This is a genomic window from Pseudoalteromonas sp. bablab_jr011 (assembly GCF_016464045.1).
Taxonomy (GTDB): Bacteria; Pseudomonadota; Gammaproteobacteria; order Enterobacterales; family Alteromonadaceae; genus Pseudoalteromonas; species Pseudoalteromonas lipolytica.
In genome coordinates, this window is record NZ_JACDWU010000187.1 from 1 (window position 1) to 15,409 (window position 15,409).

General features: G+C 41.6%; 16 protein-coding genes. 6 read left to right on the forward strand and 10 right to left on the reverse strand.

The window, feature by feature from the left end:
- Window positions 1-484: 484 nt before the first annotated feature.
- Genes JIG41_RS10625 through gpmM form a run of 4 tightly spaced genes read right to left on the reverse strand, consistent with a single transcriptional unit; the run spans window position 485 to window position 5,289 of the window.
- The gene (locus tag JIG41_RS10625; RefSeq protein ID WP_312000489.1) at window positions 485-1,261 is read right to left on the reverse strand and encodes a divergent polysaccharide deacetylase family protein; all 777 of its coding nucleotides are present in this window, start codon (window positions 1,259-1,261) and stop codon (window positions 485-487) included.
- A gap of 35 nt (window positions 1,262-1,296) precedes the next feature.
- Window positions 1,297-2,565 (reverse strand): S41 family peptidase, encoded by a 1,269-nt coding sequence (locus tag JIG41_RS10630; RefSeq protein WP_118844631.1) that lies wholly within the window; start codon window positions 2,563-2,565, stop codon window positions 1,297-1,299.
- A gap of 36 nt (window positions 2,566-2,601) precedes the next feature.
- Window positions 2,602-3,741: a murein hydrolase activator EnvC gene (locus tag JIG41_RS10635; protein ID WP_199524721.1), complete on the reverse strand. Its 1,140-nt coding sequence runs from the start codon at window positions 3,739-3,741 to the stop codon at window positions 2,602-2,604.
- A 3-nt stretch (window positions 3,742-3,744) separates the two neighbouring features.
- Entirely contained in the window at window positions 3,745-5,289 is a 1,545-nt protein-coding gene (gpmM, locus tag JIG41_RS10640; RefSeq protein WP_036965871.1) for a 2,3-bisphosphoglycerate-independent phosphoglycerate mutase, read from the reverse strand.
- Between the two features lie 191 nt (window positions 5,290-5,480).
- Here gpmM and JIG41_RS10645 point away from each other — a divergent pair, with 191 nt between their 5' ends.
- From JIG41_RS10645 to gpsA, 4 genes are read left to right on the forward strand one after another with little or no spacing between them, the layout of a single operon-like run.
- Window positions 5,481-5,912 carry a rhodanese-like domain-containing protein gene (locus JIG41_RS10645; protein WP_036965874.1) on the forward strand — a complete coding sequence of 144 codons (432 nt, stop codon included), beginning with the start codon at window positions 5,481-5,483 and terminating at the stop codon, window positions 5,910-5,912.
- A 31-nt stretch (window positions 5,913-5,943) separates the two neighbouring features.
- Complete coding sequence (gene grxC, locus JIG41_RS10650; RefSeq protein WP_036965877.1) at window positions 5,944-6,201, forward strand: glutaredoxin 3; 258 nt, start codon at window positions 5,944-5,946, stop codon at window positions 6,199-6,201.
- A gap of 40 nt (window positions 6,202-6,241) precedes the next feature.
- Window positions 6,242-6,730 carry a protein-export chaperone SecB gene (gene secB / locus JIG41_RS10655; protein WP_036965880.1) on the forward strand — a complete coding sequence of 163 codons (489 nt, stop codon included), beginning with the start codon at window positions 6,242-6,244 and terminating at the stop codon, window positions 6,728-6,730.
- A gap of 3 nt (window positions 6,731-6,733) precedes the next feature.
- A complete protein-coding gene (gene gpsA, locus JIG41_RS10660; RefSeq protein ID WP_199524722.1) occupies window positions 6,734-7,741 on the forward strand; it encodes an NAD(P)H-dependent glycerol-3-phosphate dehydrogenase in 1,008 nt (335 codons plus the stop codon).
- 51 nt (window positions 7,742-7,792) lie between these two features.
- On the opposite strand, the gene JIG41_RS10665 is transcribed toward gpsA, so the two are convergent.
- Window positions 7,793-9,673, reverse strand: coding sequence for a bifunctional diguanylate cyclase/phosphodiesterase (locus JIG41_RS10665; RefSeq protein ID WP_199524723.1), 1,881 nt, complete (start codon window positions 9,671-9,673; stop codon window positions 7,793-7,795).
- Between the two features lie 106 nt (window positions 9,674-9,779).
- A complete protein-coding gene (gene trmL / locus JIG41_RS10670) occupies window positions 9,780-10,244 on the reverse strand; it encodes a tRNA (uridine(34)/cytosine(34)/5-carboxymethylaminomethyluridine(34)-2'-O)-methyltransferase TrmL (RefSeq protein ID WP_036965886.1) in 465 nt (154 codons plus the stop codon).
- 193 nt (window positions 10,245-10,437) lie between these two features.
- Between trmL and JIG41_RS10675 the strand changes: the two genes are divergently transcribed.
- A complete protein-coding gene (locus JIG41_RS10675) occupies window positions 10,438-11,346 on the forward strand; it encodes a cation diffusion facilitator family transporter (protein ID WP_074988960.1) in 909 nt (302 codons plus the stop codon).
- On the opposite strand, the gene JIG41_RS10680 is transcribed toward JIG41_RS10675, so the two are convergent.
- From JIG41_RS10680 to JIG41_RS10690, 3 genes are read right to left on the reverse strand one after another with little or no spacing between them, the layout of a single operon-like run.
- On the reverse strand, window positions 11,325-12,266 hold the full coding sequence (locus tag JIG41_RS10680) for an alpha/beta fold hydrolase (protein WP_074988959.1): 942 nt from the start codon (window positions 12,264-12,266) through the stop codon (window positions 11,325-11,327). The two genes, JIG41_RS10675 and JIG41_RS10680, sit on opposite strands and share 22 nt — an antisense overlap.
- Entirely contained in the window at window positions 12,267-13,652 is a 1,386-nt protein-coding gene (locus JIG41_RS10685; protein WP_083422888.1) for an ATP-binding protein, read from the reverse strand.
- Window position 13,653: 1 nt separating this feature from the next.
- On the reverse strand, window positions 13,654-14,343 hold the full coding sequence (locus tag JIG41_RS10690) for a response regulator (protein WP_074988958.1): 690 nt from the start codon (window positions 14,341-14,343) through the stop codon (window positions 13,654-13,656).
- Window positions 14,344-14,516: 173 nt separating this feature from the next.
- Between JIG41_RS10690 and JIG41_RS10695 the strand changes: the two genes are divergently transcribed.
- On the forward strand, window positions 14,517-15,047 hold the full coding sequence (locus JIG41_RS10695) for a Spy/CpxP family protein refolding chaperone (protein WP_199524724.1): 531 nt from the start codon (window positions 14,517-14,519) through the stop codon (window positions 15,045-15,047).
- Window positions 15,048-15,108: 61 nt separating this feature from the next.
- Here the strand turns inward: JIG41_RS10695 and yacG are convergent, their stop codons facing one another.
- Complete coding sequence (gene yacG, locus JIG41_RS10700) at window positions 15,109-15,342, reverse strand: DNA gyrase inhibitor YacG (RefSeq protein ID WP_036965896.1); 234 nt, start codon at window positions 15,340-15,342, stop codon at window positions 15,109-15,111.
- Window positions 15,343-15,409 lie beyond the last annotated feature (67 nt).

Sequence of the window (15,409 nt, forward strand, 5' to 3'; positions counted from 1 at the left end):
ATACATCATAGGGCCGAGGTAGCTCCTCATTATGAGCCCGCATATAAGTACGCAGTCTAACAAAATTAACGAAGGGTATTGTGCAATAGGAGGAGTCCATATAAGGCACTTTAGTGCCGAAAGTGTCTGATATGCCCTTCACACATAACCACTGACATTCACGGCTAAAGCCGTTCCCACGCTTTGTAATCACGATGTTCAATCACGCTTTCCATGTTGTTTAATCATGATGACAAGAATGAAGGGGCTCTAAAATGGGCTACTTCACTTTAGCTAACCAAATTAGCGCGTAGTAGGGGGTACTTTAGTGCCGAAGTATCTCATTATGCCCTTCACACATAACCACTGGCATTCACGGTTAAAGCGGTTACTACGCTTTATGATCACGATGTATCGATCAAAGGTGATGTTGTGCGACCTCTGCGTCTATCCTTAATGAAGGAAACTTCGGCATATTTACATCCTATTTGAGTATGTCGCTCTTTCATTCATCATTTGCACGATGCTCAGCTTGCTTTTGCTCTGCTTTAGCTAATTGGATGTATTTGTTTTCAACCAATTGTGAAAGAGGCACAAGCTCAAAACCTTGCTGTTGAAGTTCTGGCAGGGCGTGATGTAAAAACGCGACTGTTTCTGGGTAGGGATGTGCAATAGCAATGGCATAATTAAAATGCGTCGCTTTTAGCTTAAGTTCTTCTAGTTGGTGCTTAAGCTGGCTTTCAGTCACGATATTGTCTAGGAATACATGTCGAGAAACATTGGCAACACCATAAAGATTAGCGATATTTTGTGCTTCACTTTGGCTTGTTGTTCGGCTATCTAAAAAGTATAAACCTCGTTTTTTGAGGAGCTCCATCGTCCACTTCATAGGCTCTGTTAATTGCGTTAACTCAGAGCCCATGTGATTGTTTACGCCTTTGACTTGTGGCAATGATGCGAGTGCGTGCCCCAGTGTGGTTTGCAGCTGTGTTTTGCTCATTGAGTCTGTTAAAGCACCAGGACCTAAAGCTTTTGTTTTATCTAGCGCCTGCATGGGGATATGCAAGAGAAGTTCTTTGTTGGTTTTGCTCGCTCTCTCGGCAAAAATTTGTGAGTAAGGTGTATGGGGCAAGATTGAAAAGGTCACTTGCCCTGGTAAATTCAAGATATCAAGATCGCGTTGGTGGTTGCCTATGTCATCTATAACGATGGCTATTTGCTTTGCTTGGCAAAATAGTGGTAAGCAACACAGCGTCAGTAGTAAGCCTTTGCGTAAATTCACTTTTTGTAATTATTATATCCATTGTGTGTGCTTACTTACTGCATAATAATTAACTGCTTTGCAGTAAGTTGCTTTTTATCTTGTTTATCAAGGAGTGAGCTAAAAAGCGACAACCCTTGTATATTTTTTATTATAACGTCTTGGTCAATTTCTGAAAGCATTGTTTGATTTATACTCACATCGGGTGCGATCCCTTTACCATCAATAGATTGCCCAGCAGGTGTATAATAACGTGCTGTGGTAAGTTTGAGAGCTGTATTTCCATTTCCTAGTGGAATCAAAGACTGTACTGAGCCTTTACCAAACGAGGTCTCTCCAACCAAGGTCGCTCTTTGGTTATCCCTCAACGCTGCGGCTAATATTTCTGCTGCAGATGCTGAGTTTTCATTAATTAATACGGCGATTGGCGCGCCAGAAAGAATATCACCGCTATGTGCTTTATAGTATTGATTTGCCTCATTGAAGCGTCCTTTTGTAGAAACAATCGTACCACTATCTAAAAACAGATCTGCAACTTCAATTGCACCTTGTAGTGTTCCTCCAGGATTATCTCGTAAATCAATAATTAACCCTGATAACGGAAAACCATTATTAATTTGCATTTTAGCCACGGTTCGTGCGACATCATGCAATGTATGGTTATTGAAAGCATTAATACTCAATAGCGCAACGCCTGTATCAGCAAGGTAGCTTTGCACGCTTTCTAGGTTTATCTGTTGTCGCTTTATTGAAAAGTTGAGTTCGGTTACTTGCTCTCGTTTTACGGAAACATCAACGGCAGCTTGGCCACTTTCACGAATAAGCCTTGCAACTTCTTCTATGCTTTTATTGACAATCGGTTGTTGATTTATAGCGGTTAGCTCATCATTTACTTGCAGACCAGCTTGCTCAGCAGGGGAGTTTTTAATCGTATTAACAATATATACGCGACCATCGGTAACTTTAACCTCGATGCCAAGCCCAGTGTAACGCCCATTGGTACTACTAAATATGGCATCGAGCTCAGTTTCGTCTAAATATTTAGAATAGGGGTCTAAACGCTCAAATAATGCTTCTACTTGTTGATTCGTTGGCTGAGATTCAAAGCTATTATGAAGTTGAAGATCGTCAACATAGTAAGTATTTATATTAAACAAAATTTCATTGAGTTGCTGGTGATGTAGTGACTTTAAAGATGGTTTAGCAACCCCATTAAATGATTGCATTAATAAGCATAGTAAGGCTAAGAGTAAAATAAGATGTAGCCCAAAGAAACGCTTAGATGGGATGAAATGGATTTTGTCTATGTGATTGATATTTAGCATCAGCTGCTCCTCATAGGGCGCAGCTGATTTAATCAATTAAAAACGTCTGCACCATTTTACAGGATTTACTGCGCGTCCTTTGTGGCGTATTTCAAAGTATAGACCAGGATCTGTTTGTCCGCCGCTTTGACCTACTAATGCAATGACTTCACCTTCTCTGACAAGGTCGCCAACATCACGAAGTAGGGTTTGTGCATGCCCATATAAGCTCATAAACCCATCGCCGTGGTCAATAGCAATAACCCAACCAAAGCCATTGAGCCAGTCAGCATAAACGACCTGACCATTTTGTACGCTTTTGACGTTACTCCCTTCCTTCGCGCCAATTAACACGCCTTTCCAATCGATATTTCCATGTTTGCGTTGGCCAAAACTGTGACGGAGTTTTCCTTTGGTCGGCCAGTCGAGTTTTCCTTTACTGCTTTGTAGTCCGAGAAGTTCAACTTTTTCGCTTCGTTCTTTTTCTAACTCTTCGATGGCGGTAACGAGGGTTTTCTCGTTCTCTTTTAAATAATCAATCGAACTTTTTGTTTCTTTAAGCGCTGATTGTAATTTGTTGAGATTGCGTTTTCGTTGTTCTTGAGCGGCAATTAAAGCTTGCTGGCGTTTTTTCTGCTTGTTGTGTAATTCAACTAAACGAAGTTTTGTTTGTTCTAGTTCCGCTTGATTTTCAGCAATTTTTATTTGCAACGCTTTCAGCTCTTCGAGTTGCTCAATGCGTGCTTTGTTTAAATAGTTATAGTAACTGAGCGTACGTTCAATTTTGGCCGTGTCTTGTTGGTTCAGCAGCATTTTTGAGTAATCATGGCTACCTGCCATATACGCACTTTTTAATTGTGCTGCGAGGAGGGTTTGACGTTTTGTTTGCTCTGCTTGAAGTTGCTGAGCTTTGGCCTGTTGTTCGCGCTGTTGTTGTTCGTTTTCTTTGACCGATTGTGCTGCTAGGTTTAATGCCTTAGCATTTTTAGCAATATCGAGTTCGTGAGCACGAAGATCTTTGCGCATATCGGCTATCGACTTGCGTTGACCTTCAAGCTCGGCCTTGGTTTTTTGTAGGGCCGATTGAATATCAGATAAGTCTTTTTTGGTTTGAGCTTCATTAGCAACAACCGAAGTTGCTACTAATGAAGTCAGTATTAAACCAGTTTTGAGTAAGTGGTTAATACGTCTGCTCATCGTTTATTTCAGCGTCATAATTGGAGTGCCAGTCATTTCGCTTGGCTGTTCTAAACCCATTAAGTGCAGCATGGTTGGTGCTACGTCACTGAGTGTTTTTCCATCTTGTGGGGTTGCGTCACGGCCTACATAAATGAATGGCACTGGCTCGCTGGTATGTGCGGTGTGTGCTTGGCCTGTTGCTGGGTTAGCCATTTGCTCAGCATTACCATGATCCGCAGTGATGAGTGCTTCGCCACCGTGCTCTTCAAGTGCGTTTATAACACGGCCAATACAGTGGTCGACTGCTTCACACGCTTTTACAGCGGCTTCAAACACACCTGAGTGACCTACCATATCACCATTAGGGTAGTTACAAATGATTGCGTCGTACTTGCCGCTGGCAATAGCTTCAACGAGCTTATCTGTCAGCATTTCAGAGTTCATCTCAGGTTGTAAATCATAAGTGGCCACTTGCGGAGAAGGAATTAACTCGCGTGTTTCACCCACAAATTCGTCTTCTCTACCACCACTGAAGAAGAATGTGACATGTGCATATTTTTCTGTTTCAGAAATACGTAGTTGTGTTTTGCCTTGCTTTTCTAACCATTCCCCAAACACATTGGTTAGTGGCTCTGGTGCAAAGGCGACAGGGGCTTTAATATCAGCGGCGTATTCTGTCATCATTACAAAGCCGCTCAGTGCTGGAGATTTCTTTTTCTCAAAACCACTAAAATCAGCATCAACAAATGCGCGCGTCATTTCGCGTGCTCTATCGGCCCTGAAGTTAGCGAAAATAACGGTATCGCCATCATTAATTTCAGCTGCCGTTTGTCCCTCAGGTACGAGGGTTGTTGCCGCTACAAATTCATCATTTTCATCACGTTCGTACGCTGCTTCAAGTGCGGTTACGCCGTCTGTGTAAGTGTGCTGCGCGATACCACTTACCATTACATCGTAGGCAAGCTCAACACGGTTCCAGCGATTATCGCGGTCCATTGCATAGTAACGGCCAACAAGGCTGGCTAAGCGGCCACAACCTAATTTTTCAAATAAAGCTTCGATGCGCTCAATAGACGCTTTAGCGCTGCGAGGTGGGGTGTCACGACCGTCTAAGAAACCATGAAAGTAGACGTTTTTTGCGCCACGCTCTGCAGCCAATTCAATGGTCGCTACAATGTGGTCTTCGTGACTGTGTACACCACCTGGGCTTAATAAACCCATAATATGCACTGCTTTTTCTGCCTTAACGGCTTTGTCTATGTTATCTACTAATGCAGGGTTACTCGCGAACTCTCCATCTTCGATTGCTTTTGTGATGCGAGTGAAATCTTGATAAACAATGCGACCTGCGCCTAAGTTTACGTGACCTACTTCAGAGTTACCCATTTGTCCTGCAGGTAGACCTACATCAAGTCCCGAACCTGAAATTAAGGTATGCGGACGTGTTGCCCACAGGTTATCGAGTACGGGTGTATTAGCAGCGAGTATTGCGTTACTTTCTGTGTCTTCACGGTATCCCCAACCGTCTAAGATCATTAATACCAATGGTTTTTTATGCTCTGTCATTATAGCTCCTGAAGATTGGCACTTATATATCACTAGCATACCGTGTTTTAAGGTTTTGATCAGCTATCAATATGTCATATTAAAATATTTCACGCCCTAGCATTTTCGGTTCAAGCACGTATACTTGCGTGGCATATTTTAATAATCCCATGGCTATGCGCTGTGGTACCCAATTTCTTAGTGGAAAACGCATGGATCAATATATTGAATTTATCTCAAATCATCCGGTTTTAAGTATCATCTGGCTGGCATTGGTAGCGATGCTGATCAGCAGTTGGTTTAAAAGTAAATTTTCAGCGATTCGCCAAATTAACCCGCAGCAAGTTACGTTGTTAATTAACCGCGAAGATGGTCAGGTTGTTGATATTCGAGCGCAAAAAGAATTCAACTCAGGTCGTATTGCAGGTGCAACGCACTTAAATCCAGAAAAAGCCAAACAATCTGATTTCTCAAGCCTTGAAAAGTTTAAGAGTAAACCCATTATACTAGTATGTACCACGGGCATGACCGCCTCAGGTATCGCAACGGCTATGCATAAAGCAGGTTTTGAACGTGTTTATGTATTATCTGGTGGTATGGGAGCTTGGCAATCTGCAAGTTTGCCAACAACGACTGGCCGCTAACAACACGTAACAGCCCGATAGAGGAATTATTATGACGAATGTTGTTCTTTACACAAAAGCATACTGTCCATATTGTCAACGCGCTATGGCGTTATTAGATAGTAAAGGTGTAAGTTACACAAACATTGATATTGGTGTGCAGCCTGAGCGTCGTGAAGAAATGATCGATAAAGCTAACGGTGGATATACCGTGCCACAAATCTTTATTAATGATGAGCATATCGGCGGTTGTGACGACATGATGGCAATTGAAGCGCAAGGCCTTTTAGACGCAAAGCTTAACGCTTAATAAATTTAATTATAAAAACGAATACAAGTTAGGAATTACAATGAACGAAGAAAACCAAAACGCAGCAGCAGAACAACAAGCAGGCGCTCAATTCACTATTCAACGCATCTACACGAAAGATGTTTCATTTGAAACGCCAAACTCACCAGCTATCTTTCAAAAAGAGTGGACTCCAGAAGTTAAACTTGATTTAGACACACGTTCTAACAAGTTAGAAGAAGGTGTTTTTGAAGTTATTCTTGCGCTGACAGTGACAGCAACAATTGGTGAAGAAACGGCATTCCTTTGTGAAATTCAGCAAGCCGGTATTTTCACGATTGCGGAAGTAGAAGAAATTCAATTAGCTCATATGCTAGGTGCTTTCTGCCCGAATGTACTTTTCCCATATGCGCGTGAAGCGGTGTCTAACCTTGTTAACCGTGGTACTTTCCCACAGTTAAATTTAGCACCTGTGAATTTTGATGCACTGTTTGCTCAATACATGCAACAGCGTGCAGCGCAAGATCAACAGGTTACTGCAGACGCATAAGTTATGACTACAGCACAGTCAGCTGTTACAGTTTTAGGGGCGGGGTCTTATGGCACCGCCCTTGCTATTTGTTTCGCCAGAAATGGTCACCCCGTTACTTTGTGGGGGCGAAATAGCGATGACGTTGCCACGCTTGCAGCTGAGCGAAAGAACCAACGTTATCTTCCCGATGTCAGCTTTCCTGAAACGCTTCAATTAGAAGCCGATTTAGAAACCGCTGTAAAAGCAAGCCAAATAGTGCTGGTTGTCGTGCCTAGCCATGCTTTTGGAGCAACGCTTCAACAAATTAAGCCTTGGCTGAATGATAATGCAGAAGTGGCGTGGGCAACGAAAGGTTTAGAACCTAATACGGGGCGTTTATTACAAGAAGTGGCGGTGCAAGAGCTTGGGGATGATATTCCTCTTGCTGTGTTGTCTGGTCCGACGTTTGCGAAAGAAATGGCGATGGGCTTACCAACCGCTATTTCGGTCTCTGCCACATCGACAGAGTTTGCCAAACAACTTGCTGAGTTATTGCATTGCGGACGCTCATTTAGGGTGTATAACAATAATGATTTTATTGGTATACAACTGGGTGGAGCCGTAAAAAATGTCATTGCTATTGGCGCGGGGATGTCGGATGGCTTTGGTTTTGGTGCGAATGCTCGTACAGCGCTTATTACCCGAGGCTTAGCTGAACTTTGCCGTTTAGGTTGTGCACTTGGAGCGCGTTCTGATACCTTTATGGGAATGGCGGGATTAGGTGATTTGATCTTAACCTGTACAGATAACCAATCACGCAACCGTCGATTTGGTTTAGCATTGGGTAAGGGTGAAGGAGTCGAGGCTGCAATTGACTCTATTGGTCAGGTTGTTGAAGGTTATCGAAATACCAAAGAAGTGTATTTACTGGCACAACGAACCGGTATTGAAATGCCCATCACTGAGCAAATTTACAAAGTACTTTATGAAAATAAAGATGTAAAAGAAGCGGCGATGGCTTTACTAGGTCGTGAGCAAAAATCTGAATAGCCACTGCTTGCTGAGTAACTATTTTGAAAGCCTTGTTTGAAACAAGGCTTTTTATTTTACAGATTGTTTATCTACTTCATTTTTATTAATAAAATTGGCTACTTGCTCTGCTTTAAGTGGCTTACAGTAATAATAACCTTGTTGATAATGACACCCCATAATATGGAGCATATACGCTTGCTCTTCGGTTTCAACGCCTTCTGCAACAACATTAATGTCTAGGTATTTAGCCAACCGGACAATGGTGGCGGTGATATTTCTATCTTGCTCATTTTTATCAATATCTTTTACGAACGATTTGTCTATTTTTAATGTGTCGATAGGAAAACGCTTAAGGTAGCTCAGCGAAGAGTGCCCCGTACCAAAGTCATCCAGCGTAATATTGACTCCTAAGGCTTTTATGCGTTTCATTTGCTGCTCTGCAAATTCGGGGTTATTCATCATAGCACTTTCTGTGATTTCTAACTCTAAACAACGAGCAGGTACATTATACTTTGTTAAATAATCAACGAGCATTTCGATTAAGCTATTTTGCTGAAAATGCAACGCAGAGATATTAATGGCAACATTGCCAAAAGGCACATCTTGTTTTTGCCAGTTTGCAAGTTGTTGAAGTAATTGCTTCATTAATAATTGGGTAAGGGGGATGATTGCACCATTCTGCTCTGCAAGCGGAATAAATTCATCTGGGTAAATTAGACTGCCATCATCTTGTGGCCAGCGAACGAGTGCTTCAAAGCCATGTAAGCGATTGTGTTGTACATCGTATTTTGGTTGAAAATACAGTACAAATTCATTGTTGGTGATTGCTTTAAAGAGGGCGCTTTCTTTTGTTAGCTCGGTGGGGTCTAACGTGTGGCGTTCTTTATCAAAAAATTGATAGGTGTTTCGGCCCAATTTTTTGGCGTGATTAAGTGCGCTGTTAGCGCTGCGCATTAAGTTTTCACCGTTGTAAGCATTGTCTGGATAGATGGCAATTCCGCAACACGCTGACAGTGAGGTTTCAATACCATCGAGCATGAATGGAGTCTTAAATTGTTGTAGCACTATATCTGCGGTCTTTTTAGCAAAGAAAATGGTTTTGCCAGCATAGAGATAAGGCGGCACTAAAATAGCAAATTCATCAGCTCCAAGCCGCGCAATAGTAAAGCCTGAATTAAGTGATGAAGTTAAACGACATGCCACTTCTTTTAATAATACATCGCCTAAAGTATGGCCGAGGGAATCATTTATCTTCTTAAAATTGTCGATGTCGATAAACATAATAAGCAGGCTAGGGTATTCGTCATTACAGGCTTTAATCGCTTTATCGAGCGATTCAATAAAAATGGCTCTATTTGAGAGTCCAGTTACAGAGTCGCGAGTTGTTAGCGTGAGCATGGTACGTTCGTTATTCTTACGAGCGGTGACATCACTAAAAAGCCCTACATAGTTAACAGCTCGTTTAGTAAATCGCGGTGTTGAGACTTTTGTGATTGATAAATCAAGTGCATAAGGCTGACCATCCTTGCGCAAGTTCCAGATTTCACCAGACCAATACCCATCTTGTGCGAGCTCTTGTTGGATTAGTGTTTCGAGTTGTCGATCGCGGCCATCTTGTGTGAGTGCTTTAAATTTTTTCCCTATAACATCCCCTCTTTTGTAGCCTGTTATTTCGCTGAAGGCACTGTTGATGTCTAGTATTCTAAATTGTTCATCGCAAACCCATATCGCATCTTTCGATTGTGATAAAAGAGCATCAATTAACATCATTTTTTGATTCTTCTGGTAATAAATAACCGCAATGAACAGTGCAATAATGACAAGTAAAATGAGAAAGAACAGCGGGGTTGGGTTGTGTGGTTGCGCTAAATTAAGGTCAGCTGTTGTTGCAGCGCCCACAGAGTGCTGCAAAAGTAAAATGAGACTGTATACAAGGGTTAAAAAGCGCATTAATAATCATCATTTAGAACAAAAAGCCATCTATTTAGATTAGTTCATAAAAAAAGGCCGTGCTAAATAATTATAAATTATTTATTTAATGCGCATTTTCAATGAGTTATTGACCGTTTACAAAACCAAGCTGACGCCATGATTCATAGACAAAAACGGCGACAGAATTTGATAAATTCATGCTTCTGCTGTCTTTTTGCATCGGAATACGCACACGCTGCTCTTTCGGTAATGACTGAATAAGCTCATCGGGTAGGCCGCGTGTTTCAGGGCCAAATACTAAACAATCGCCAGGTTGATATTGTGCTTGATGATGAAATTGGCTGCCTTTGGTCGTACAGGCATAGACTTTTTTTGGCTTGCACTTAGCAAGGTAATCTTCGAATGATGCATGACGTTGTACGTGGCTAAATTCATGATAATCAAGCCCTGCACGCTTTACGCGTTTATCATCCCACTCAAATCCTAATGGTTCAATTAGGTGTAAGGCATAGCCTGTATTGGCACATAAGCGAATGATATTACCTGTATTGGGCGGAATCTCTGGTTGGTATAAAACGATATCAAGCATGTTTGTCTCATTGTTAGCATTATGATCTGCGGCAGATTATACACAACTGCAGCGTGAGGATCTTGCAGGATTTAAGTTTGTTTACCGCCGATAGCTGTGCTTTATTTATTCTAAATAGCGCTATGTAACATGGGGTAAAACCCTCTAATATGATGATATACTAAAACCTTGTAATGTCTGAAGGTAAAATGTTGTGCAACATCGCAGTTATGAGTTTTGGGTAAAAACCGCCAGCATAGTCACCATTGCTATGGTGAGTTTAATGATTGCAGCAAAAAGTTGGGCATGGCTTGCTTCAGGCTCTGCATCGATGTTGGGCTCGCTCACCGATTCTTTAATGGATATTACCGCATCTTTAATGAGCTTTTTAGTGTTAGGTTATGCGCTACGCCCTGCTGATGATGACCACAGGTTTGGTCATGGCAAAGCGGAAGCTCTTGCTGGGCTTGCTCAAGCTGCATTTATCGCTGGTTCTGGTTGTTTTTTAGCGTTTCATGGTGTTGAACGTCTTTTTAACCCTGTGATACTTAAGCATTCAGACTTAGGTATTTGGGTGAGTTTATTTGCTATTGTTTGTACTTTGGTGGTGGTGTTTGTGCAAACCAAGGTTATTAATCATACCGAATCAATTGCAATAAAAGCGGATTCAGTTCACTACAAAGGCGACCTTATTTTAAATTTAGCTGTTTTGCTTGCCATCCTATTGGCAAAGTACGGCATGACGTATGCGGATCCTATTTTTGCTATTGGGGTGGCTGTTTACTTATTGTATAACAGTTGGGATATTGCCCGTGATAGTGCCGACCATCTGATGGACAAAGAGCTGCCAGAGGATGAAAAAACAGAAATTTTAACCATCGTTAACAGTCACCAAGATGTCTTTGGGGCCCACGATATCCGCACGCGACAAGGTGGTAAAATTAAGTTTATTCAAATGCACTTGGAACTTGAAGACAGTCTCTCGTTAATTCGTGCCCATCAGGTGGCCGATGAAGTTGAAACAATGATACAAACTCACTTTGCCTGCGAACTGGATATACTGGTGCACTTAGATCCACTTTCGGTGGTTAAAAAGTCTCGTCAGAGTGCCTCAAAAAACTGATATAAGTCACTCAATACTGCCTGCCTGATTTCATCTCGCTCGAAAAATAATTCGTGGCGAGCATCAGGGTAACTTTTTAATTTAGCCTGTGTTTGTTTATGCGCAAGCGCATGTTGCGCCGCATTATCGACAACAGTATCGCGCCCGGCACTGGCGATAAAAAGTGGAATATCTACTTTTCTATCGACCAATGAGGCGATAAATTCAAACGATGCATTGAGCCAGCCATACGTCACACCACCAAGTTGTAAGTCGGGCTCTGCAAGATAAAGCGCTCTAAATTGCTGGTACCTTATCTCACTGCTGGTTAATTCATTAACCGAAAAATCAACGGGCAAGTAGTCTGTTTGACCAAATGCATAACGATGACTTAAGCCTAATTGTGAGGCTATTTTCGCGGCTAGTTTTGCAATTGGTTTTGGTGTGCCTTTGGTATAAATATCAAACATGGGGGCAGATAAAAACGCGCCCGAAAAAGAATGTGTGTAGCGAGACAAGTAATCATAGGCAATTGCACTGCCCATTGAGTGTCCGAGTAATACTCGTTGGCCCTGCCAATGAGCATTGACTACCTGCTCGTTAAAAATGGCAAAGTCATCAGCATAATCAGTGAAACGTGTGACATGGCCTTTATGAGCGTTTTTTAAATGGCGATACGAACGGCCTTGACCTTGGTGATCAACAATAAAAACGGCATAACCATTTTGGTAAAACTCCCACAGTAACTCTTTGTATTTGAATAACGACTCAATTCTGCCACTACTAATAACAATGGCTTTTTTAGCTTGCTCTGGAATGGCAAAGCCATAATACAAGGTACCATGTTCAGTGCTTAAGAAATCTTGTTTTAATTGCTGATTAAAAAATGCATTTATCTGTTTAGCATTTATAGTAAGGTGTGCTTCATCGCTGTAAAACATTTACTCACTCTTTATTGGTAAGCGGATTTTAACGCAGAGTCCGCCATGTTCTTGGTTTTCGAGTGTTAGTGTACCATCATGTGCTGAGATCGCATTCTTTGCAATAGCCAGTCCTAAGCCTGTGCCACCCGAATTTCTATCACGAGCATGCTCTTGACGGAAAAATGGCTCACACAGTCTAGCTAAGTAGGCTTCTTTAACCCCATTTCCATCATCACAAATGGTGATATAGAGCGCATCAGACTCAGCTAAGCTCAAAGAGATATGATGGTGTGCATATTTAATCGCGTTGCGTAGTACATTTTCGAGTGCACTGGCGATTAAACTCTCGTCGCATGGTATATCTGTGTGTAATTGGCCATTAATCGTCAGCTCTTTGTGACATTGTTTGGCCTCAAAGCGAGCATCATTTAATACATGATCAACAATAACTTGAACCGATTGCTTGCTTAAGGATAAAGCTTGGCTTCGGGCTTCAAGCCTTGATAGTTGCAATACATCGGCAATCATTTTATCAAGCTGGTTTGCTTCTTTTTCTATTCGTTCGAGGTATGCCTGCTGACTATCATCAGCTTGCATTTGTGCCAGGCCTGTTGCCATTTTTAAGCGTGTAAGTGGTGAGCGTAGTTCATGAGAAATATCTGCAAGTAAGCGTTTTTGTGCTGTTATAAGCTGCTCAAGCTGGCTCGCCATTGTATTAAAGTCACGTCCTAACACCCCCAGTTCATCTTCGCGAGCCGTTGAGAAAACTGCTCGTGCGGTTAAGTCACCGTGGGAAAGTTTTTTTGCAGTTTCTTTTAAACTATTGATAGGGGCAATTAAGTTTCGGCTAAAGAAAAAGCTCAGCATAAGAGAGGCAATTACGGCAATCAATAACTTGAGCCAAGTAGGCATTAACCACAACCCGACAAAAAAAGGCTTTTTACGTTTTTCGTCAATTTCATATAAGTAAAACTTACCCTCGGGTACGTTAATTTCTACAGGACCATACGCTTGGTATTCATCAGTAAAAATAACTTGTGGGCGCATGTGCTTTGTAAAATTTAACAAGCTCAAATCAATCTCTTTCGAGATGGGTTCACTGAGCATTTCGACGCCATGAACTTCGCCATTTAAATACAGTAACTTATGTTTAGATAAGCGAGGGTGCGATACAATTTCTTGAGTCGGTTTACCATGCTTTGCCACAATACGTTCTATACTTTTCGCGGTGTATTCTAGGTTTTTAAGCATGGGGCCGCGTAACTCATCATTCCCTACATTGCTGGTTAATTGGCTTAAAAAGACTAGCAGAGTAATGGTTGCTATGACTGTAACCCAAAACCATGCAAAGATTTTTAAGAACAAATAATGATGTGGCTTTTTTATCCAACTCGGAAAGGTCATATTATTCACCTTGAATAAGTACGTAACCGCTACCACGCATGGTTTTGATACGCTCGCTATTTATAAACTCAGCAATTTTCTTTCGAATATTACTCACATGCATGTCAATGGAGCGGTCGAAAGGGGCTAGTCGTCTGCCAAGAACTTGCTCACTAATTTGCTCTTTACTGATCACTTCACCGGCATGGCGGACTAGCATGGCCAGTATTTCATACTCAGTTCCCGTTAAACTTAATACATTGCCACTGACAGACGCTTCACGAGTCGCAAAGTTAATGTGAATACTATTGACACTGAGTGAACTTGTTTGCTGGCTCGATAGACTATTAATATGTTCGATACGACGGGTTATTGCTTTAACTCGCGCCAGCAGTTCTCTGTGATTAAATGGCTTTGGTATGTAGTCATCTGCACCAAGCTCTAAACCAAAAATACGGTCAAAGTCTTCCCCTTTGGCTGTGAGCATAATGACAGGCGTGAGTTTATGTTGTCGAAGTTGCTTGAGTACTTCAAAGCCATCCATCGACGGTAGCATGACATCAAGCAAAATTAATTCGTAGTTGTATTTTAAGGCCTGATTTAGGCCTTGTGCGCCATCATGATAACAATCAACTGTAAAGCCTTGTGCTGTTAAATACTCGCTTAACAGCTCGCACAGCCCTGTATCATCGTCGATCATAAGTAATTTCATTGTGGCACCTATTGCACTGTTTCTTTAAGGCTATTCTACTCAGTAAATTGTGTAAAAGTGAATCTTTACACAACCTTTACACTGGTTTGCGTTCCTTTGCATTGAAGTGAGTATAGTGAATCCATCAGTTAAAAATAACGACAGAACACAACACCCAACAAAAGGTAATGACTATGACTATTTCAAATAAGCTTTCTAAATTCGTACTTGTTTGTGGTTTAGCTGCAGCAAGTGTTGGCGCAACATCAGTAATGGCAAAAGGGGATATGCACCGAGGCATGAATCCGCAAGCCGGTTTTTTATTGTCTGAGCGTGGAATTAATAAATTACAATTAACAGAAGCACAGCAAGTCCAGCTTAAAGCTATTTTTGCTGAGCAAACAACACAAATGAAGGCTCTTCGTGGTGATAAAGCCAGCATGAAAGACAATAGAATAGCCTACAAAGAGAAAATGGATGCACTCTTAGCGACCCACGCATTTGATGAAAATGCAGCACGCGAACTAATTAAAGCCCGCCAAGAAAAAGGTGAGCAATTTGCGTTAATTAAAATGAAATCAGAGCATGCAATCTGGCAAGTTCTTAACGCAGAGCAGCGTGAAAGCTATCAAGAAATTAAAAAACAGCTGCGTAAAAAAGGTCACAAAAAGGGGCTACACAGAGTTGATGGTGAGCGTAATAAGGCTGAAAGAACACATAGCTAATATGTTCCAGTGCATTCGTTAAACTAGAAAGCGCGGCTAATGAAGCCGCGTTTCTTAATACTTATTCTTTGAAAAATGAATCATCATTCTTAGCTAGCATAGCCTCGATATCTTCTATCATATCTTGGTTAAGTTCGTTTGCACTGGTGATGGGTGAAGAAATCTTGTTATTTTCAAATGACCACTCACCTAGATCGATCAGCTGACAGCGTTTTGAACAAAAAGGGCGATACGGGCTTTGTTCTGACCATTCTACTTTTTCTTTGCAGGTCGGGCAGTTTACAACGGTTGGCATGGTGTGATCTCTATTAAGCAATTTTAGCTGATCTTACTAAAGCTCAGCCTAAGAATCGAGTCGCGAG